Here is a 19191-nt window from a genome sequence, read left to right as displayed (position 1 = left end):
CCGGCACCGCCTCGGCCGCCGGGCGGTGCGGGCTGCGCGAGCGGCCGGCACTGCTGGTCGTCGCGCACGGCAGCCGGGACCCGCGGCACGCGGCGACCGTCGGCGCGCTGTGCGAGCGGGTCCGGGCGCTCCACCCGGAACTGCGCGTCGAGGTCGGTTACCTGGACTTCAACGCGCCGAGCGTGCCGCAGGTGCTGGAGCGGCTGCACGCGGACGGCGTACGGGAGGTGGTGGCGCAGCCGCTGCTGCTCACCCGTGCCTTCCACGCCAAGACCGACATCCCTTCGGTGCTGCGCGAGACCTGCGCGCGGCTGCCCCGCCTGAACGTCCAGCAGGCGGAGGTCCTCGGTCCGGCGCCGCTGCTGGTGGGCGCGCTGGAGCGGCGGCTCACCGAGGCGGGGCTCTCCCCCGCCGACCGTGCCTCGACCGGGGTCGTACTGGCCTCGGCGGGCTCTTCAGACCCGGAGGCGATCGCAGTGATCGCTGAAATCGCGCGGGAGTGGCGGCGTACCACTGGTTGGTATGCCGTGCGGCCTGCGTTCGCCTCCGCATCCCTTCCCCGTACGGAGGACGCCGTACGGGAACTGCGGGCGGAAGGCGTGGCGCGGATCGCCGTCGCGCCGTACGTCATCGCGCCGGGCCGGCTGCCGGACCGCATCGTGGCCGGGGCCCGGGAGGCGGGCGCCGATCTGCTCGCCGATGTACTGGGCCCGGCGCCGGAGCTGGCGCAGCTGCTGGCGCTGCGGTACGCGGAGACGCTGCGGCGGCCGGCGCCGGCGCTGACGGCCTGACCTGGGTGACTACGCCTGCCAGTGGGCGGGGTGTACGAGGGGCGCGGGCAGCCTGGTCCGCGCGTCGCCCCTGGCCGCGTTGAGCTGCGCCTGGGTGAGGAAGACGGCGCCGGTCAGGTCGGCGCCGCTCAGGTCCGCGTCCCGGAGGTCGGCGCCTATCAGGTCGGCGGAGCGGAGGTCGGCGCCCGACAGGTCGGCCGCGATCAGGCACGCGCCCCGGAGGGATGCGCCCCGGAGCTTCGCTTTGTTCAGCCGGGCGCCGAAGAGGTCGGCGCCGCGGTGATTCTTCTTCTTGCCGGGGACGGCGTTCCGTACGAGCTCTCCGGCGCGCTGGAGCAGCGCGTTGACCTCCTGCCGTACCGCCTCGGTGTCCAGCTCCGCCAGCACTTCGGCGGGGCTGAGCGTGAGGCTTTCCAGGTCCTGGGACGCGCGGCGGAGCCCGGCGTGCGCCGGCCGGCACTCGGGCCGGTCCAGCGCCTCCGTCACGTACGCGAGCATCTCGTGCAGCTGCCGCATCACGGGGAAGACCGCGAACATCTGCCGCGCGCTGTCCGGGTGTTGCCGCCAGTCCCGTCCCCCGAACGTCACCTGCGAGACCCTCTGCCCCGCGCCGAAGCAGTCGAAGACCGTGCAGCCGCGGAAGCCCTTGTCCCGGAGCTGTGCGTGGATGCCGCAGCGGAAATCCGCCTGGAGGTTGGTGCAGGGCGTACCGGCGTCCTTGTTCACCGCGAAGTCGTTCGACGCGGCGAAGGGCAGCGCCACGCAGCACAGGCCGAAGCACTGTGCGCAGTCCGCCTGGAGGTCGGCTGAGGGCATCGGGTTCATTCTCCTGCCGCGGGTCGAACTCCCATTCTCCCCCACGGCCGGCCCCCTCAGCGCCCCCCTCAGCGCACCCCTCAGCGCACCCCGAAGTGGTGCACGGTCGTCGTCCGGTAGGTCTGCCCCGGGCGCAGCACCGTGGCGGGGAAGGAGGGCCGGTTGGGCGAGTCGGGGAAGTGCTGGGTCTCCAGGCAGAGTCCGTCGGCCTGGCGGTAGAGCGCGCCCGAGGTGCCGCGCAGCGTGCCGTCCAGCCCGTTGCCGCTGTAGAACTGCACGCCCGGCTCGGTGGTGGTGATGTCCATGACGCGGCCCGACGCCGGGTGGGCGAGGGTCACCGCGTGCTCGGGGGTGGCCGTGACGCCCTTGTCCAGTGCGAAGTTGTGGTCGTAGCCGCCGCCGAAGACGAGCTGCTGATGGCCCTGGCGGATGTCCTGGCCGATCGGCTTGGCCCGCCGGAAGTCGAAGGGCGTGCCGGCCACCTTCGGCAGTTCGCCGGTCGGGATGAGGGTGTCGTCGACGGGGGTGTAGCGGGACGCGGCGATCCGCAGGGTGTGGCCGAGGACGTCACCGTTCCCCTCGCCCGCCAGATTGAAGTAGGTGTGGTTGGTGAGATTGACGACCGTCGCCTTGTCCGTCGTCGCCTCGTACGCGATGCGCAGGTCGCCGCGGCGGTCGAGGACGTAGTCGACGCGGACGGTCAGGGTGCCGGGATAGCCCATCTCACCGTCCGGACTGACGCGCCGCAGGGTGAGACCGCTGCCGTCGCCGCCGGTGTACGGCTCGACGTCCCACACCCGCTTGTCGAAGCCCTGGTCGCCGCCGTGCAGGCTGTTCGGGCCGTCGTTGACGGGCAGGCGGTACGTCCGCCCGTCGAGGGTGAAGGTGCCGCGCGCGATGCGGTTGCCGTAACGGCCGATGAGGGCGCCGAAGTACGTGCCCGCGGTGAGGTACGGGGCGAGTTCGCCGAAACCGAGCGACACATTGGCCCGGCGGCCGTGGCGGTCGGGGATCTCCAGGGTCTGGACGATGCCGCCGTAGGACAGCACACCGAGCCGGGTACCGCCGCTCTCCACCGTCCAGCGGTCGACGCGGGTGCCGTCGGGGAGGGTGCCGAAGTGTTCCTTGTGCGGGCGGCCGCCGCCTGCGGCGGGCGCCGCGGCGAAGGCCTGTCCGGTGCCCACGGCGGTCGCCGCGAGCCCGGCGGCCGCCGCGCCGATCACGGTACGTCTGCTGGTCGTCATCGCTCTCTCCTCGGGAAGTCCGGAAGCGCACGGGTCAGGAACCGGCCTTGCGCTTGTTGTAGATGTCGAAGCCGACCGCCGCGAGCAGCACCAGCCCCTTGATGACCTGCTGGTAGTCGGTACCGATGCCGACGAGCGACATGCCGTTGTTGAGGACGCCGAGGACGAGGCCGCCGATCACGGCGCCCATCACCGTGCCGACGCCACCGCTCATCGAGGCGCCGCCGATGAACGAGGCGGCGATCGCCTCCAGTTCGAAGTTCAGGCCGGCCTGCGTGGTACCCGCGTTCAGTCGCGCCGCGTACACACAGCCCGCGAGCGCCGCGAGGACGCCCATGTTCACGAACACCAGGAAGGTGACGCGCTTGTCCTTCACGCCGGACAGCTTCGCCGCGGCCTTGTTGCCGCCCAGCGCGTACACATGGCGGCCGATCACGGCGTTGCGCATGACGTATCCGAGGGCGAGCAGCAGCGCGCACATCACCAGCATCACGACCGGTACGCCGTGGAAGCTCGCCAGGGTCAGGGTGAAGGCGACGACGGCCGCGGTGAGCGCGACGCACTTGGTGACCCACAGCCCGGTGGGCAGCACGTCCAGCTCCAGGGCGAGCTGGCGGCGCCGGTCGCGCCACTCGCGCAGCAGCAGGAAGACGACGGCGGCGAGCCCGAGGAGCAGGGTGGGGTTGTGGTACTGGGTGTACGGGCCCATCTCCGGGATGAAGCCCTTGGCGAGGTTCTGGAAGCCCTCGGGGAACGGGGCGATGGACTGGCCCGCGAGCACGATCTGCGTCAGGCCGCGGAAGAGCAGCATGCCGGCCAGGGTGACGATGAAGGACGGGATGCCGACGTAGGCGATGAAGAAGCCCTGCCAGGCGCCCGCGACCGCGCCGATCAGCAGTGAAAGCACCAGCGCCAGCACCCAGGGCACGTCCTGTTTGACCATCATCACCGCGGACATGGCGCCGACGAAGGCGACCAGTGAGCCGACGGAGAGGTCGATGTGGCCCGCGATGATGACGATCATCATGCCGATGGCCAGGATCAGGATGTAGCTGTTCTGCTGGATCAGGTTGGAGACGTTGTTCGGCAGCAGCAGCGTGCCGTCGGTCCATATCTGGAACAGCACGACGATGAAGGCCAGCGCGGTGAGCATGCCGTACTGGCGCATGTTGTTCCGCACGCTCTGCACCAGCAGCGCGCCGGCCGAGCGGACGGCGGACGGCGCCGCGGCGTCGGAGTCCTTGGGTGGGGTGGTCGTGGTCGTCATCGCGGGCCTCAGCTTCTGTTCATGGTCATCTGGCGCATCAGGACTTCCTGCGTGGCGTCAGCGCGGGCGACCTCACCGGTCAGCCGGCCCTCGGCCATCGTGTAGATCCGGTCGCACATGCCGAGCAGTTCGGGCAGTTCGGAGGAGATGAAGAGCACCGCCTTGCCCTGTGCCGCGAGCCGGTCGATGACGGTGTAGATCTCGTACTTGGCGCCGACGTCGATGCCGCGGGTCGGCTCGTCGAGGATCAGCACCTCGGGGTCGGCGTGGATCCACTTGCTGAGCACGACCTTCTGCTGGTTGCCGCCGGAGAGCCGGCCCACCTGCTCGAAGACCGTGGGCGCCTTGATGTTCATCGAGGTGCGGTAGCGCTCGGCGACGGACCGCTCGTGGTGTTCGTCCACGGCGCCCCGGCGCGTCATGCCGCGCAGCGAGGCCAGCGAGATGTTGCGGTGGATGGTGTCGATGAGGTTCAGGCCGTACTGCTTGCGGTCCTCGGTGACGTACGCGATCCCGGCGGCGATGGCGGCGGGCACGGTCGCGGTGTTCACCTCGCGGCCGCCGACCGCCACCGTCCCGCCGTCGTGGATCCCGTACGAGCGGCCGAAGACGGACATCGCGAGTTCTGTCCGGCCCGCGCCCATCAGGCCCGCGATGCCGACGATCTCGCCGCGCCGTACGGTCAGCGACGCGCCGTCGACGACCTTGCGGGTCCGGTCGACCGGGTGCCGCACGCTCCAGTCGCGTACGGTCAGCGCGGTCTCACCGGCGTCCGCGCCCTCGTACGCGGTGCGGTCGGGGAAGCGGTGGTCCAGGTCGCGGCCGACCATGCCGCGGATGATGCGGTCCTCGGACAGCTCCGCCGCGTCTTCGGGGCGCTCCCGTACGGTCAGCGTCTCGATGGTGCGGCCGTCGCGCAGGATCGTCACCGCGTCGGCGATCTCCCGGATCTCGTTGAGCTTGTGGGAGATGATGATGCAGGCGATGCCCTGGTCGCGCAGCTCGCGGATGAGGGCCAGCAGGGTGGCGCTGTCCTCGTCGTTGAGGGCCGCGGTCGGCTCGTCGAGGATGAGCAGCCGCACTTCCTTCGACAGCGCCTTGGCGATCTCGACGAGCTGCTGCTTGCCGACGCCGATGTCGGCGACGGGGGTCTGCGGGTTCTCGTGCAGTCCGACCCGCTTGAGCAGCTTCGCGGCGCCGCTGAGGGTGGTGGGCCAGTCGATGAAGCCGCGCCGGCCCTGCTCGTTGCCGAGGAAGATGTTCTCCGCGATGGACAGGAAGGGGATGAGCGCCAGCTCCTGGTGGATGATGACGATGCCGCGCCGCTCGCTGGCGTTGATGTCCTTGAAGGCCACCGGCTCGCCCGCGAAGCGGATCTCGCCCTCGTAGCTGCCGTGCGGATGCACCCCGCTGAGTACCTTCATCAGCGTCGACTTGCCCGCGCCGTTCTCCCCGCAGATGGCGTGGATCTCGCCGGCCCGCACGGTCAGGGTCACGTCGGAGAGGGCTTTGACCCCGGGGAAGGTCTTGGTGATGCCGCGCATCTCCAGCACGGGGCGGGCGTCGTCGCGGCCCGTCACTTGAGCTGTCCCGCCGTGAAGTAGCCCTCGTCCACGAGGAGCTCGGTGTTGGACTTGTCGACGGAGACGGGGTTCAGGAGGTAGGCCGGGACGACCCGCTTGCCGTTGTCGTAGTCGGTGGTGTTGTTGACCTCCGGCTTCTTGCCGGTGAGCAGTGCGTCGCCCATCTGGACGGCCTGCTGGGCGAGCTTGCGGGTGTCCTTGAACACCGTCTGGGTCTGCTCGCCGCGGATGATGGACTTCACCGAGGCCAGCTCGGCGTCCTGCCCGGTGACCACCGGCAGGTCCTTTCCCCGGTAACCGGCGCTCTTCAGCGCGGAGATGATGCCGAGGGACATTCCGTCGTACGGCGAGAGGACCGCGTCGACCTTCTGGTCGCCGTAGCTCTTGCTGATGAGGTCGTCCATGCGCTTCTGCGCGATGCCGCCGTTCCAGTCCTGCGTGGTGGCCTGGTTCATCTTCGTCTGCTTGCTGCGCACGACGAGCTGTCCGGAGTCGAAGTAGGGCTTGAGGACCTTCATGGCCCCGCCCCAGAAGTACTTCGTGTTGTTGTCGTTGGGCGAGCCCGCGAACAGTTCGATGCTGTAGGACTCACCCGCGTTCTTGTCGGGCTTCTTGAGCTTCAACTGGTCGAGTATGTACTGGCCTTGGAGGCGGCCGACCTTCTCGTTGTCGAAGGACGCGTAGTAGTCGACGTGCGGCGTGCCCAGGATGAGCCGGTCGTACGAGATCACGGGGATGCCGGCATCGTTCGCGCGCTGGAGGACCTCGGTGAGCGCGGAGCCGTTGATCGCCGCGACCACCAGCAGCCGGTGGCCCTTGGTGATCATGTTCTCGATCTGCGCGACCTGGTTCTCGACCTTGTCGTCGCCGTACTGGAGGTCGGTCTTGTACCCGGCCTTCCTGAACTGCTCGGCCATGTTCTTGCCGTCGGCTATCCACCGCTCGGAGGACTTGGTGGGCATCGCCAGGCCGATGGTGCCGCCCTTGCCCGTGTCGGGCTTGTAGCGGCTGCCGCCGCGGGCCTCCTGACCGCAGGCGGTGAGCGAGCCGATGAGGAGGACGGCGGCCAGTGCGGCGGCTCGTCTGCGGGTGGGCATGGGTGGGGTTCCCTTCGGATGGTGGGGCGGAGCACGCGGCGGCCGGGCGGAGCGGGGGTGTCTACGGGTGCAGCAGTACCTTCCCGGCGCCCGGCGCCATCGCCTCCGCGAAGCCCTCCAGCGGCAGGCGGTGGGTGACCAGCGGCAGCAGGTCCAGCAGCCCGGCGTCGAAGGCGCGTACGGCGTGCGCCCAGGCGGCGGGCGGGGCGCCGAAGACGGTCCGTACTTCGGTCTGGCGGACGACCAGGTCGGTGGGGTCCAGACCCGCCGCGCCAGGGGCCGGGAGGCCGGTGAGGACCAGCCGGCCGCCGCGGCGGAGCAGTCCGGCCGCGGTGCGGGCCGCGTCGGCCGACCCCGCGGCCTCGATCACGACGTCGAAGTCGTCCGGCAGCGGCTCGTCCGCCGTACGGAAGGAGGACGCCCCGAAGTCGTGCGCGAGCTTCTCCCGGTCCCGGCCGAGGCCGACCACCAGCAGCTCGGCGGGCGATCCGGCGGCCAGGAACTGTACGGCGATCATGCCGAGCGTGCCCGTGCCGACCACCGCCACCCGCTCCCCCGGCCGCGCCTCCGCCTTCAGCGCGGCGGCCGCGACGCAGGCGGCGGGCTCCAGGAGCGCGGCGGCCGTGAGGTCGGCGCCGTCGGCGAGCGGGTGCAGCAGCCGGGCGGGCAGCACCAGCGTGTCGGCCATCGCGCCCGGCTGCGTGAACCCGGTCTCCTCGTACCCGGCCGTGCAGAGCGTCGTCTCGCCCGCGTGGCAGCGGGCGCACACCTGGCAGTTGCGGAACCCCTCGCCGACGGTCTTCCGGCCGACGAGGGCCGCCGGTACGCCGTCGCCGACCGCCTCGACCGTGCCGGACCACTCGTGCCCGGGGATCACCGGGTACCGCACGTACCCGGCCGGGCGCGTGCCCTGGTACAGCTCGCGGTCGCTGCCGCAGACACCGGACGCGTGCACCCGTACGCGGACCTCGCCGGGGCCCGGCGCGCCGGGCCCGACCTCTTCGAAGTGGTACGAGCCCGGCGCGTCCAGGACGAGCGCGCGGCCGGTCACCGGCCCGTCCCGGCGGGGTTGCGCTGCTCCCAGCCCTCGGCCCAGAGGTCGAACCGGGCCTGCTGCTGCGGGAATTCGGCCGCCGCGTCGGTGTCCAGCTCGACGCCCAGGCCCGGCGCGTCGGAGAGCTGGAAGTAGCCGTCGACGACCTGCGGGGCGCCCTTCACGACCTTCTTGATCTCCGCGTCGGCGAAGTCGTTGAAGTGCTCCAGGATCTTGAAGTTGGGGGTGCAGCCGGCGACCTGGAGGGAGGCGGCGGTGAGCACCGAGCCGCCGACGTTGTGCGGCGCGACCAGCATGTAGTGGGTCTCGGCGGTGGCGGCGAGCTTGCGGGTCTCCAGGATGCCGCCGAGGTGGCCGACGTCGGGCTGGATGATGTCCACCGCCTGCGACTCGAACAGCTCGCGGAACTCGATGCGGTCGTGGATGCGCTCGCCGGTGGCGATGGGCATGTCCACCTTGGCGGCGACCTTGCTGAGCGCCTTGAGGTTCTCCGGCGGTACCGGCTCCTCCAGCCACGCGGGCTTGAAGGGCGCCATCTCGTGCGCGAGCCGGACCGCGGTGGCCGGGCTGAACCGGCCGTGCATCTCCAGCATCAGCTCCCGCTCGGGACCGATCGCGTCCCGTACCGCCTCGATCAGCGAGACCGCGTACACGGTCTCCTCGTGGTCGAGCTCGAAGTGTCCGGTGCCGAACGGGTCGATCTTCAGCGCCCGGTAGCCGCGCTCGACGACCGCCTGTGCGGCCTTGTGGTACGCCTCCGGGGTGCGCTCGGTGGTGTACCAGCCGTTGGCGTACGCCTTGACCTTGTCGGTGACCTTGCCGCCCAGCAGCTGCCAGACGGGCACCCCCAGCGCCTTGCCCTTGATGTCCCAGCAGGCCATCTCCACGCACGCGATGCCGGACATCACGATCTCGCCGGCCCGCCCGTAGTCGCCGTACTTCATGCGGCGCACCAGGTCCTCGACGGCGAACGGGTCGGAGCCCACGATGTGGTTGGCCTCCGCCTCGCGGAGGTAGCCGAGGAGCGCGTCGGTGTGGCCGAGCATGCGGGTCTCGCCGACGCCGGTGAGTCCCTCGTCGGTGTGGACCTGGACGTAGGTCAGGTTGCGCCAGGGCGTCCCGACGACATGAGTGCTGATTCCGGTGATGCGCACGGGAGCTGCCCCTTCGCCACGTTCGATATTTCGTCACACGTTCGAAATGCTGCGAGATAGGTAATGCCACGAAGGGAGCGGTGTCAACGGTCCCCGCACGGATTTCCCGGTCGCACTCATGGGTGTTGACGGAGTGACAGCTCTGACGCAATCCTCACTGGGCGATATCCCGAGCAACGTCCGATATCTCGAACAGTCCGTTCCTTCGCACAGCCCGTCAAGGAGCGCACCATGCCCACCACGGCACCCTCGTCCGCACCCGCAGCGCCACGGCCCCGGCCGCGAAGACGCGGTCGGCTCACCCTCCTCACCGGGGCGCTGACCCTCGCCCTCGCGGTACCCGCCCTCGCCGCTCCCCCGGCGGCCGCGGAACCCACCGACTACACCCTCACCGTCGACCCCGCCCGCCAGGGCCCGGCCATCGACGACACCATGTACGGCGTCTTCTTCGAGGACATCAACCGCGCGGCGGACGGCGGCCTGTACGCCGAGCAGGTCCAGAACCGCTCCTTCGAGTACGACCGCGCCGACAACGCCTCCTACACGCCGCTGACCTCGTGGAACACGACCGGCTCCGCGAAGGTGGTGAACGATGACGGCCGGCTGAACGCACGCAACCGCAACTACCTCTCCCTGGGCGGCAGTTCCTCCGTCACCAATTCCGGCTACGGCACCGGCATTGCGGTACGCAAGGGCGAGCGGTACGACTTGTCCGTCTGGGCCCGCACCGGCGAGGCGGCGGGCGCGCCCCTGACCCTCACCCTGCGGGACTCCGCGGGCGAGCTCGCCGCGGCCCGCCGCGTCACCGCGCGGGGCGGCTGGACGAAGTACACGGCGTCCTTCACCGCCACCCGCACCTCCGCCACCGGCCGGCTCACCGTCGCGTCCGGCGCCCCCGTCGCGCTCGACATGATCTCCCTCTTCCCCCGCGACACCTACAAGGGCCGCGAGAACGGGCTGCGCAAGGATCTCGCCGAGAAGATCGCGGCGCTCGACCCGGGCTTCGTGCGGTTCCCCGGCGGCTGTCTGGTCAACACCGGCAGCCACGAGGGGTACGACGAGGCGTCCGGCTACCAGCGCAGGCGCTCGTACCAGTGGAAGGACACCATCGGTCCCGTCGAGCAGCGCGCCACCAACGCCAACTTCTGGGGCTACAACCAGTCCTACGGCCTCGGCTACTACGAGTACTTCCAGTTCGCCGAGGACATCGGCGCGATGCCGCTGCCGGTGGTCCCCGCACTGGTCACCGGGTGCGGCGAGAACAAGGTGACGGACGACCCCGCGCTGCTGAAGCGGCACGTCCAGGACACCCTGGACCTGATCGAGTTCGCCAACGGCCCGGTGACGTCCGAGTGGGGCAAGAAACGCGCCGAGATGGGCCACCCGAAGCCCTTCGGCCTCACCCACCTCGCGGTCGGTAATGAGGAGAACCTCCCCGACGCGTTCTTCGCCCGCTTCAAGGAGTTCCGCGCCGCCATTGAGGCCAAGTACCCGGACATCACGGTCATCAGCAACTCCGGGCCCGATGACAGCGGCACCATCTTCGACCGGGCCTGGCAGCTCAACCGCGACGCCAAGGTCGACATGGTCGACGAGCACTACTACAACAGCCCGCAGTGGTTCCTGGAGAACAACGCGCGCTACGACTCCTACGACCGCAACGGCCCCAAGGTCTTCCTCGGCGAGTACGCCTCCCAGGACAACCGCTTCCGCAACGCACTGTCCGAAGCCGCGTTCATGACCGGCCTGGAACGCAACGCCGACGTGGTCAAGCTCGCCTCGTACGCCCCGCTGCTCGCGCGCACCGACTCCGTGCAGTGGCGCCCCGACATGATCTGGTTCGACGAGCAGCGGTCCTGGGGCTCGACGAGCTACGAGGTCCAGAAGCTCTTCATGAACAACGCCGGCGACCGGGTCGTCCCGAGCACCGCCTCCGGCACCCCGGCCACCACCGCACCCATCACCGGCGCCGTCGGCCTCTCCACCTGGGCGACCACGGCCGCGTACGACGACGTGAAGGTCACCGGCGCGGACGGGAAGACGCTCTTCAGCGACGACTTTTCCGGCGGCGAAGGCAAGTGGACCGAGGCCGCCGGGCGCGGCACGTGGCAGGTCGAGGACGGCGCGTACGTGCAGTCCGACGCCGCGGCCGAGAACACCCTGGTCACCGCGGGCGACCCCGGCTGGCAGAACTACGACCTGCACGTGAAGGCCACCAAGAAGTCCGGCAAGGAGGGCTTCATGGTCGCCTTCGGTGTCAAGGACACCGGGAACCACTACTGGTGGAACCTCGGCGGCTGGGGCAACACCCGCTCGGCCGTGGAGAAGACCACCGGCGGCGCCAAGCAGACGATGGCCGGGACCGAGGACGGCACGAAGATCGAGACCGGCCGGAGCTACGACCTGAAGGTCCAGGTCCGCGGGCGGCAGGTGACGCTGTACCTCGACGGCAAGAAGTGGGGCGGCTTCACCGACGACGCCAAGGCCGAGCCGTTCCGCCAGGTCGTGACCGAGGACAAGAAGACCGGCGAGCTGATCGTGAAGGTCGTCAACGCGCAGGACGCGGCCGCCCGGACCCGGATCGACCTCGGCGCCAAGGTCGCGTCGACCGCCCGGCTGACCACGCTCCAGGGCGCCCCGGACGCGGAGAACACCGCCGACGCGCAGCCGATCGCGCCCCGGCAGTCGACTCTGCGCGGCGTCGGCCGCCAGTTCACGCACACCTTCCCGGCCCACTCGGTCACGTTCCTGCGGATCAAGAAGACCGGCTGACCCGCCCACCCGCCACGAAGGAGCACCGATGTCCCGTACCGAACCGAGCCGCAGAGGCGTGCTGCTGGGCACGCTGGCCGTGACCGCGGCCGCCGGGCTGCCCGCCACCGCGGCCCACGCCGCGCCCGCCGGCCGCCACCGCCCCGCGGCGACGTACCCGAACCCGCTGGTCAGGCAGCACGCCGACCCGCACATCCACCGCCACACCGACGGCTTCTACTACTTCACCGCGACCGTCCCGGAGTACGACCGCATCGTGCTGCGCCGGTCCCGTACGCTGCGTGGCCTCACCGACGTGCACGAGGCCGTGCTGTGGCGCAAGCACTCCACCGGAGAGATGGCCGCCCATATCTGGGCGCCGGAGATCCACCACATCGACGGCCGCTGGTACCTCTACTTCGCGGCCGGCCACTCCGACGACATCTGGAAGATCCGGATGTACGTCCTGGAGAACTCCCACCCCGACCCCTTCAAGGGGACGTGGACAGAGAAGGGGCGGATCGCCACCCCCTGGGACACCTTCTCGCTGGACGCCTCCACCTTCACCCACCGCGGCCGGCGGTACCTGATCTGGGCCCAGCAGGAGCCGGGCATCGTCAACAACTCCAACGTCTACATCGCCCCGCTGGCCAACCCCTGGACGCTCGGCGGCCCGCCGGTGCGGCTCTCCTCACCCACGCTGGACTGGGAGACCCGCGGCTTCAAGGTGAACGAGGGGCCGTCGGTCCTCATCCGCAACGGCCGGGTCTTCATGACGTACTCCGCCAGCGCCACCGACAGCAACTACTGCATGGGGCTGCTCACCGCGGACGCGCGCGCCGACCTGCTGGACCCGGCCTCCTGGAGCAAGTCCCCCGTACCGGTCTTCACCAGCAACGAGACCACCCGCCAGTACGGCCCGGGGCACAACTCCTTCACGGTCGCCGAGGACGGCCGTACCGACGTCCTCGTCTACCACGCGCGGCAGTACAAGGACATCGCCGGCGACCCGCTGAACGACCCCAACCGGCACACCCGCATCCAGCGCCTGGGCTGGCACGCGGACGGCACACCGGACTTCGGCGTGCCGGTCGCGGACACGGTGCGCTGAGCGGTCCGGCCGCGGCAGCCGGGCGGGGCTGCCGCGGCCGGGTGCGGACCGGGCGTCAGTCGCGGCGGGCACGCAGCCCGGCGGAGGCCGCCGCGGTGTGCAGGGAGCGGAGCGCCAGCAGCAGGATGCCGATGTCGTCGAGGTACACGGGGTCCGGCAGCAGGTCGACCGGGGAGACGAGGTAGAGGATCGCGCCCCAGAACACCGCCTTGTTCTGCACGGGGACGCCGGCGTCGCGCAAGAGCCTACGGGCACGGACCAGCCGCACCAGGAGGCGGACGGCGAGGACGACCGTCGCCAGGACGAGCACCCCCGCGACCACCACGACGATCCACGCTTCGGTGCTCATCCCGCCTCCTCGGTCAGCCGCGGGCGGCCAGCGTGGAGGCGCGGACCACCAGCTCCGGCGCGAGCACGACCTGCCGGTGTTCGTGGTCCGCCGCCCGGTCGCCGGTCTCCTCGATCAGCATCTCGGCCGCCGTCCGCCCCATGAGCCGGGCGGGCTGCCGTACGGAGGTGAGCGGCACGGCGGCGGCCGCGGCGAACTCGATGTCGTCGTACCCGACCAGGGCGATGTCGTCGGGGACCGCCAGCCCGGCGCCGTAGAGCGCCTGGAAGACGCCGAGCGCGAGCAGGTCGTTGGCGCAGAAGACCGCGGTCGGCCGGGGCGACATGCCCAGCAGCCGGGCGCCCGCGTCCCGGCCCGCCGCGACGTCCATCCGCTCCGCCTCGATGTGCCGCAGTGCCGACTCCGGCAGGCCGCTCTCACGCAGCGCCTGGAGCGCCCCCGTACGCCGGTCCTGGCACTGGGTCAGGAACATCGGCCCGCTGACGTAGACCAGCCCCTCGTGGCCCTGCTCGACGAGATGCCGGGCGGCCAGCGCGCCGCCGGCCACGTCGTCCACCGAGACCGAGCAGCCCTCGGCGCTGCCGAGGACGCGGTCGACGAAGACGAGCGGGATGTTGCGCGGCCGGAAGCGCGCGAGCGTGCCGCCGGTCAGGTCGGCCGGCGTGATGAGCACGCCGCGCACCTGCTGTTCGGCGAAGAGGGAGAGGTACTCGGCCTCCTCGGCCGGGCTCTGCGCGCTGTTGCAGAGCATCACGCCCAGCCCTTCCTTGCGCGCGGCACGCTCCGCGCCCGCCGCGACGTCCACGAAGAAGGGGTTGCCCATGTCCAGCACGAGCAGCGCGATGATCCGGCTGCGGCCCGCGCGCAGCTGGCGCGCCGACTCGCTGCGGACGTAGCCCAGCGCGGTGATGGCCGCCTGCACCCGCTCGCGGGTCTCCTTCGCGACCATGTCGGGACGGTTGATCACATTGGAGACCGTGCCGATGGAGACGCCGGCCTGGCGTGCGACATCCTTGATACCCACCGTGTGCGCCACACCCGCCATGCTACGCACTCCGCCTTTCCCGCTCGACGCCGCCGGCCGCCGCGCCCCGTGGGGGCGAGCGCGACGGCCGGCAGCTGCGCCCGGTGTTCCGGTACCGGGCGGATGTCGAGGGCTGTTACTCGACGACCTTCAGGAGCTTGTTCGGCGTGCCCTCACCCGGGTTGGAGATCTTGTCCGGGGTGGCGCCCTCGGTCAGCGCCGTGGCGACGTCCGCGGGCTTGGCGTCCTGGTGGCCGCCCAGGTAGACCGCGGCGGCGCCCACGACGTGCGGGGTGGCCATCGAGGTGCCCGAGATCGTGTTGGTGGCGTCGTCACCCTCGTTCCAGTCCGAGGTGATGTCGGAACCGGGGGCGTAGATGTCGACGACACTCCCGAAGTTGGAGTAGTCCGCCTGCTTGTCGTCCTTGTCGCTGGCGGCCACCGTGATGGCGTCCTTGACGCGGGACGGCGAGCCCTGGCCCGCGTCGGTGGACTCGTTGCCCGCCGCGACGCCGAAGGTGACACCGGCGTCGATGGCCTTCTGCACGGCCGCGTCGAGCGCCTCGTCCGCGCCGCCGCCGAGGGACATGTTGGCGACCGAGGGGCCCTGGTGGTTCTTGGTGACCCAGTCGATGCCGGCCACGACCTGCTCGGTGGTGCCGGAGCCCTGGTCGTCCAGCACGCGGACGGCCACGATCTTGGCCTTCTTGGCGACGCCGTGCGCGGCACCGGCGATGGTGCCCGCGACGTGCGTGCCGTGGCCGTTGCCGTCGTCGGCGTTGTCGTCACCGTCGACCGCGTCGAAGCCGGAGGTCGCGCGGCCCTCGAAGTCCTTGTGCGAGACGCGGACTCCGGTGTCGATGACGTACGCGGTGACGCCCTCGCCGGCGGCGTCCGGGTAGTTGTACTTGCTGTCGCCCGCGGTGTCCTCCTGGTCGATGCGGTCCAGGCCCCACGACGGGGGGTTGTCCTGGGTGGCGTCGATGGAGAACTTCTTGTTCTGGACGACCTTGTCGACGGCCGGGTCGGCGGCGAGCCGCTTGGCCTCGGTCTCGCTCAGCCCGGTGGCGGAGAAGCCTTCGATGGCCGCGCTGTAGGAGCGCTTGACCTTGCCGCCGTACTCCGCGGCGAGGTCCTTGTTCTCGGCCGCGCGGGCCTGGTCCTTGAGCATGACGATGTAGCTGCCGCTGACGGCGGACTTGGCGCTCGCGCCGTAGATCCTGCCCTCGGCGGGGCTGGCATCGGCGGTGACCGCGGTGACGGCCGCGATGCCGGTCGCGGCGACGACGGCGGTTATGCCGGTGATCAGCCGCTTCTTGCTGGAACGCTTGTGAGCCATAGCGAGGGTTCTCCTCGTTTGGTGGTGTGGGGGGAAAGCGTTGCGTTGTAGTCCGGTCGCACAAGAAAATCTGCGCCGGGCTGGCTCGAAACCCTGACTGATTGACGCGTCCAATTCAAGGCTCCCCCACGGGTGTGACCTAGGCAACAACCTTGCAAAAATGCAAATCCCGTCACACCCGGTCAAATTGAGCACCTGAGTTGACTCCGGTTGCCTCAACTCCCGTTACAATCCGGCAACCTGGGGCAACAAACGCCCTTTCCGCACGGTTGCCGGGCGAGGCTGGTAGCGGGCGCCTGGTGGCGGGTGGCGCTCAGCGCTGATAGCGGGCGAGGACGAGATTGCCGTCGTCGACCAGCCGGCCGCGCAGCTCTTCGAGACCGATCGCACCGCTGTAGTACTCCTGCAGCCCCGGTGTGGCGATCTTGTCCTTCCACTCCGGATAGCCGCGTACGGTCTGCGCGGGTGCGGCCCGCAGCGTGCCGGCCAGCGCCGTACCCGTGGCCCAGCCGTACTTGCGTTGCTGGAGCCGGTGATCGCGGAGCGCGGTGGTGCCCGTGGGCAGCATCCAGTCGCCGAGCGCCAGCCGCACCATGTTCTCCGGGCGCAGCAAGAAGGCGAGGAACGCCATCGCCTCCTTTTTGCGCGGGCAGTCGGCGGCGATCGAGAGCGTCTGCGGGCTCACGCCCTGGGCGTGCGCGCTCCCCATGGGCGCCGGCAGCACCGTCCACTCGAAGCCCTTGGGGGCTTGTTGAACGATCTGCTGCCGGTAGGAGAACCCGAGCGGCACCATCGCGTACCGCCCGGCGAAGAACCCGGGGAGCGTGTCCGAACCGCCCATACCGAGCGTGGCGCGGGCCGCGCTGCCGTCGGCGTGCACCTGGTCGTGGACCGTCCGCGGCACGACCTGGTCGGCCGCCTCGAAGCGGACCTCGGCACGCCCGTCGGCGCGGCGGTGGAAGAGCCGGCCGCCGGTGGACAGCGCGAGGTTCAGGGTCGCGGAGACCGGCTCCTTCAGGGGCCAGGCGACGCCGTACTGGCGCCCGTCGCCGCTCGGCGCCTCTCGGGTCAGCGCCTTGGCAGCCGCCCGGAACTCGGCCCAGCTCCAGGGGCGCTCCGGTGTGGGCACGCGCACTCCAGAGGCAGCGCGCAGCAGCTTCCGGTTGGCGATCAGTACGCGCGGCTCCTGGAGGAACGGCACCCCGTAGAGGCGCCCTTGGAAGGTGCCGGTCCCCAGGCTGTGCCGCGGGATGTCGGCGGCGAGCCGGTCCGGCAGCAGACCGGTGAGATCGGCGAGGTAGCCGCCGTACGCGAAGTCCGCGAGGTCGTCGGAGGCGTCGTGGATGATGTCCGGCGCCTCGCCGCCTTCGAAGGCGGTCACGAGCTGGTCGTGGACGGTGGGCCAGGCGCCCTGTACGTACTCGACGGGGCTGCGGGGGTGCTGCCGGTTCCACTCGGCGACCAGCGCCTTGTTGGCCCGTACGGACTCCGCCTGCCAGGCCAGGGACTGGAAGCGCAGGGGGCGGCGGGGGCCGGACGCCCTGGAGCCGCCGGAGCAGCCGGCGAGTACAGGGACGGCGGCGAGTACGGGGACGGCCGCGGCGCCCAGGAACGCACGGCGGCGCATTGGCGCGCGGGCGGGCGCGGGGATCGCGGTGCGGGCGGGCTCGGGCATCGCGGTGCGGGCAGGCTCGGGCATCAGCTCTTCACCGCCCCGGCCAGCATGCCGCCCGTGATGCGGCGCTGGATGACGGCGAAGAGGAGCAGGCTCGGCACGGTGGCGAGCAGCGCGGCGGCGGCGAGCGGGCCGAGGTCGGCGGCCCCCTCCGCACCGAGGAAGTGCGTGAGGACGACCGGCATCGTCTGTTTCTCCGGCGACTTGAGCAGGACGAGCGCGAAGAAGAACTCGTTCCAGGCGGTGATGAAGGCGAACAGCCCGGTGGCGACGATCCCGGGCACGAGCAGCGGCGCGGTCACGGAGACCAGCGTGCGGACCCGTCCCGCGCCGTCCACGGCCGCCGCCTCCTCCAGCTCGGCCGGCACGGCCCGTACGTACCCCGTGAGCATCCACAGCGCGAACGGCAGCGACCAGACGACGTACACGAGGGTGAGCCCGCCCAGCGAGTCCACCAGGTGCAGGGCCTTCAGCAGCAGGAACAGCGGGATGATCACCAGCACCAGGGGGAACGCCTGGCTGACCACCACCCACCCGGTCGCCGCCCGCGCCAGCCGCGTACGGAAGCGCGCGAGCACGTATGCCATCGGGGTGGCCACCACGACGGCCAGCAGCGCCGCCCCGGCCGCCGCGAGCAGGCTGTTGGCGGCCGCGCCCAGCAGCGGCTGCTCGTCGAACGCGGCCCGGAAGTTGGCGAGCGTCGGGTCGTGCGGCACCCAGGTCGGGTCGATGCTGCCCAGCTCGCGCGGGGGTTTGAAGGCGGTGGACACCAGCCACAGGAACGGCACCAGGAGGAAGAGCAGGTAGCAGAGGAGGGCCAGGTACTGGGCGGTCCGGGTGGCGGCGGTACGCCTGCGGCGGGCGGTCATCGGTCGTCCTCCCCGGTCCGCAGGCGGCCGGCCAGGTACACGGCCAGCAGGATCGCGACGACCGCGACCATGGCCAGCCCCATCGCCGCCGCGTAGCCGAACTGCCCGTACCGGAACGCCTCCTCGTACGCGAAGAGCATCGGCAGCCGGGTGCGCCCTCCGGGGCCGCCGTCCGTCAGCACGAAGACCAGCGCGAAGGAGTTGAAGTTCCAGATGAAGTTGAGCGCGCTGATCGCCAGCGCCACCGGGCGCAGCGCGGGCCAGGTGACCGTACGGAACCGCCGCCAGGCGCCCGCGCCGTCCATGGCCGCCGCCTCGTGCAGCTCGCGCGGCACGTTCTGCAGGCCGGCCAGCAGCGGCATGGTGGTCTGCGGCAGGCCCGACCAGATGCCGACGACGATGACGGCGGGCAGCGCGGTCGCAAGACCGCTCAGCCAGTCGCGGCCTTCGCCGAGCCCGAAACTGCGCAGCGTCTCATTGAGCACGCCCGCGTCCGGGTGGTACACGAGCCGCCACATGATGCCGACCACGACCTCGGGCATCGCCCACGGCACGATGGCCAGCGCCCGTGCCAGCCAGCGCAGCCGCAGCTTCTCGTTGAGCAGCAGGGCGAGGCCGAGCGCCAGGAAGAACTGCGGGACGGTGACGCCCAGCGCCCAGACCAGCCCGATGCGGAAGGAGTCCCAGAAGAGCGTGTCCCGGAACAGATCGGCGAAGTTGAGCAGCCCCACCCACTGGGTGGGTTCGGTACGCCCGGACTGCGCGTCGGTGAAGGCCAGCGCGACACCGTAGAGGAGCGGTCCGACGCTCAGCACGAGGATCGGTATCAGCGCGGGCAGCACGAGGAACCAGACGCCGTGATCACGGCGCGGTCCGGCACCGGCCCGTGGGCCGGACGACCGCTTCGCCGCGGTCATGAGGGTCACGGCAGGGACTCCTTGGCGCGGCTCGGTCCGATGTGTCCGGCTGGTCCGGTACATCCGGTACGGAACGGCCGCGCGCGCCCGTACGCGCGGACAGCCGTCGTCATCGTCGTGACAGCGGGGGACGCCGTCAAGGCAGTGTGC

At 70.9% G+C, this 19191-nt stretch carries 16 protein-coding genes; 3 read left to right on the top strand and 13 right to left on the bottom strand.

Features of this window, described 5'->3' with window-relative positions; all coding sequences use genetic code 11:
• Positions 1-32 precede the first annotated feature (32 nt).
• Positions 33-791: a sirohydrochlorin chelatase gene (locus tag IF04_RS0106920; RefSeq protein ID WP_030252460.1), complete on the top strand. Its 759-nt coding sequence runs from the start codon at positions 33-35 to the stop codon at positions 789-791.
• 9 nt (positions 792-800) lie between these two features.
• Here the strand turns inward: IF04_RS0106920 and IF04_RS0106915 are convergent, their stop codons facing one another.
• From IF04_RS0106915 to IF04_RS0106885, 7 genes are all read right to left on the bottom strand, one after another.
• A complete protein-coding gene (locus IF04_RS0106915; RefSeq protein ID WP_425428370.1) occupies positions 801-1607 on the bottom strand; it encodes a pentapeptide repeat-containing protein in 807 nt (268 codons plus the stop codon).
• A gap of 80 nt (positions 1608-1687) precedes the next feature.
• Positions 1688-2851 (bottom strand): aldose epimerase family protein, encoded by a 1164-nt coding sequence (locus IF04_RS0106910; RefSeq protein WP_030252455.1) that lies wholly within the window; start codon positions 2849-2851, stop codon positions 1688-1690.
• A 34-nt stretch (positions 2852-2885) separates the two neighbouring features.
• Complete coding sequence (gene mmsB, locus IF04_RS0106905; protein ID WP_030252453.1) at positions 2886-4118, bottom strand: multiple monosaccharide ABC transporter permease; 1233 nt, start codon at positions 4116-4118, stop codon at positions 2886-2888.
• An 8-nt stretch (positions 4119-4126) separates the two neighbouring features.
• Positions 4127-5662 (bottom strand): multiple monosaccharide ABC transporter ATP-binding protein, encoded by a 1536-nt coding sequence (gene mmsA / locus IF04_RS0106900; protein ID WP_037958678.1) that lies wholly within the window; start codon positions 5660-5662, stop codon positions 4127-4129.
• Between the two features lie 32 nt (positions 5663-5694).
• On the bottom strand, positions 5695-6798 hold the full coding sequence (gene chvE / locus IF04_RS0106895; RefSeq protein ID WP_030252449.1) for a multiple monosaccharide ABC transporter substrate-binding protein: 1104 nt from the start codon (positions 6796-6798) through the stop codon (positions 5695-5697).
• A gap of 61 nt (positions 6799-6859) precedes the next feature.
• Positions 6860-7849 (bottom strand): zinc-dependent alcohol dehydrogenase, encoded by a 990-nt coding sequence (locus IF04_RS0106890; protein ID WP_030252446.1) that lies wholly within the window; start codon positions 7847-7849, stop codon positions 6860-6862.
• Positions 7846-9006 (bottom strand): mandelate racemase/muconate lactonizing enzyme family protein, encoded by a 1161-nt coding sequence (locus IF04_RS0106885; protein WP_030252444.1) that lies wholly within the window; start codon positions 9004-9006, stop codon positions 7846-7848. Before IF04_RS0106885 ends, IF04_RS0106890 begins: the two co-directional genes overlap by 4 nt.
• Before the next feature lie 231 nt (positions 9007-9237).
• Between IF04_RS0106885 and IF04_RS0106880 the strand changes: the two genes are divergently transcribed.
• Entirely contained in the window at positions 9238-11778 is a 2541-nt protein-coding gene (locus tag IF04_RS0106880) for an alpha-L-arabinofuranosidase C-terminal domain-containing protein (protein ID WP_051830807.1), read from the top strand.
• Positions 11779-11806: 28 nt separating this feature from the next.
• Positions 11807-12868 (top strand): glycoside hydrolase family 43 protein, encoded by a 1062-nt coding sequence (locus IF04_RS0106875; RefSeq protein ID WP_030252439.1) that lies wholly within the window; start codon positions 11807-11809, stop codon positions 12866-12868.
• A 55-nt stretch (positions 12869-12923) separates the two neighbouring features.
• Here IF04_RS0106875 and IF04_RS0106870 read toward each other — a convergent pair whose 3' ends face one another.
• The 6 genes from IF04_RS0106870 to IF04_RS0106845 form a co-directional block, all read right to left on the bottom strand.
• Positions 12924-13217, bottom strand: coding sequence for a YkvA family protein (locus IF04_RS0106870; protein ID WP_030252437.1), 294 nt, complete (start codon positions 13215-13217; stop codon positions 12924-12926).
• 13 nt (positions 13218-13230) lie between these two features.
• A complete protein-coding gene (locus IF04_RS0106865; protein ID WP_363260075.1) occupies positions 13231-14253 on the bottom strand; it encodes a LacI family DNA-binding transcriptional regulator in 1023 nt (340 codons plus the stop codon).
• Positions 14254-14377: 124 nt separating this feature from the next.
• Entirely contained in the window at positions 14378-15580 is a 1203-nt protein-coding gene (locus IF04_RS0106860; protein ID WP_030252433.1) for a S8 family peptidase, read from the bottom strand.
• Between the two features lie 313 nt (positions 15581-15893).
• Complete coding sequence (locus tag IF04_RS0106855) at positions 15894-17207, bottom strand: ABC transporter substrate-binding protein (RefSeq protein ID WP_030252431.1); 1314 nt, start codon at positions 17205-17207, stop codon at positions 15894-15896.
• Between the two features lie 71 nt (positions 17208-17278).
• A complete protein-coding gene (locus IF04_RS0106850) occupies positions 17279-18124 on the bottom strand; it encodes a carbohydrate ABC transporter permease (RefSeq protein ID WP_030252429.1) in 846 nt (281 codons plus the stop codon).
• Positions 18121-19050 carry a carbohydrate ABC transporter permease gene (locus IF04_RS0106845; RefSeq protein ID WP_030252427.1) on the bottom strand — a complete coding sequence of 310 codons (930 nt, stop codon included), beginning with the start codon at positions 19048-19050 and terminating at the stop codon, positions 18121-18123. The genes IF04_RS0106850 and IF04_RS0106845 overlap by 4 nt, the downstream gene beginning before the upstream one ends.
• Between the last annotated feature and the right edge of the window lie 141 nt (positions 19051-19191).

Origin of the sequence: Streptomyces violens (genome assembly GCF_000717745.1) — a bacterium.
Classification (GTDB): domain Bacteria; phylum Actinomycetota; class Actinomycetes; order Streptomycetales; family Streptomycetaceae; genus Streptomyces; species Streptomyces violens.
This window is presented reverse-complemented; position numbering and strand designations above follow the sequence as displayed.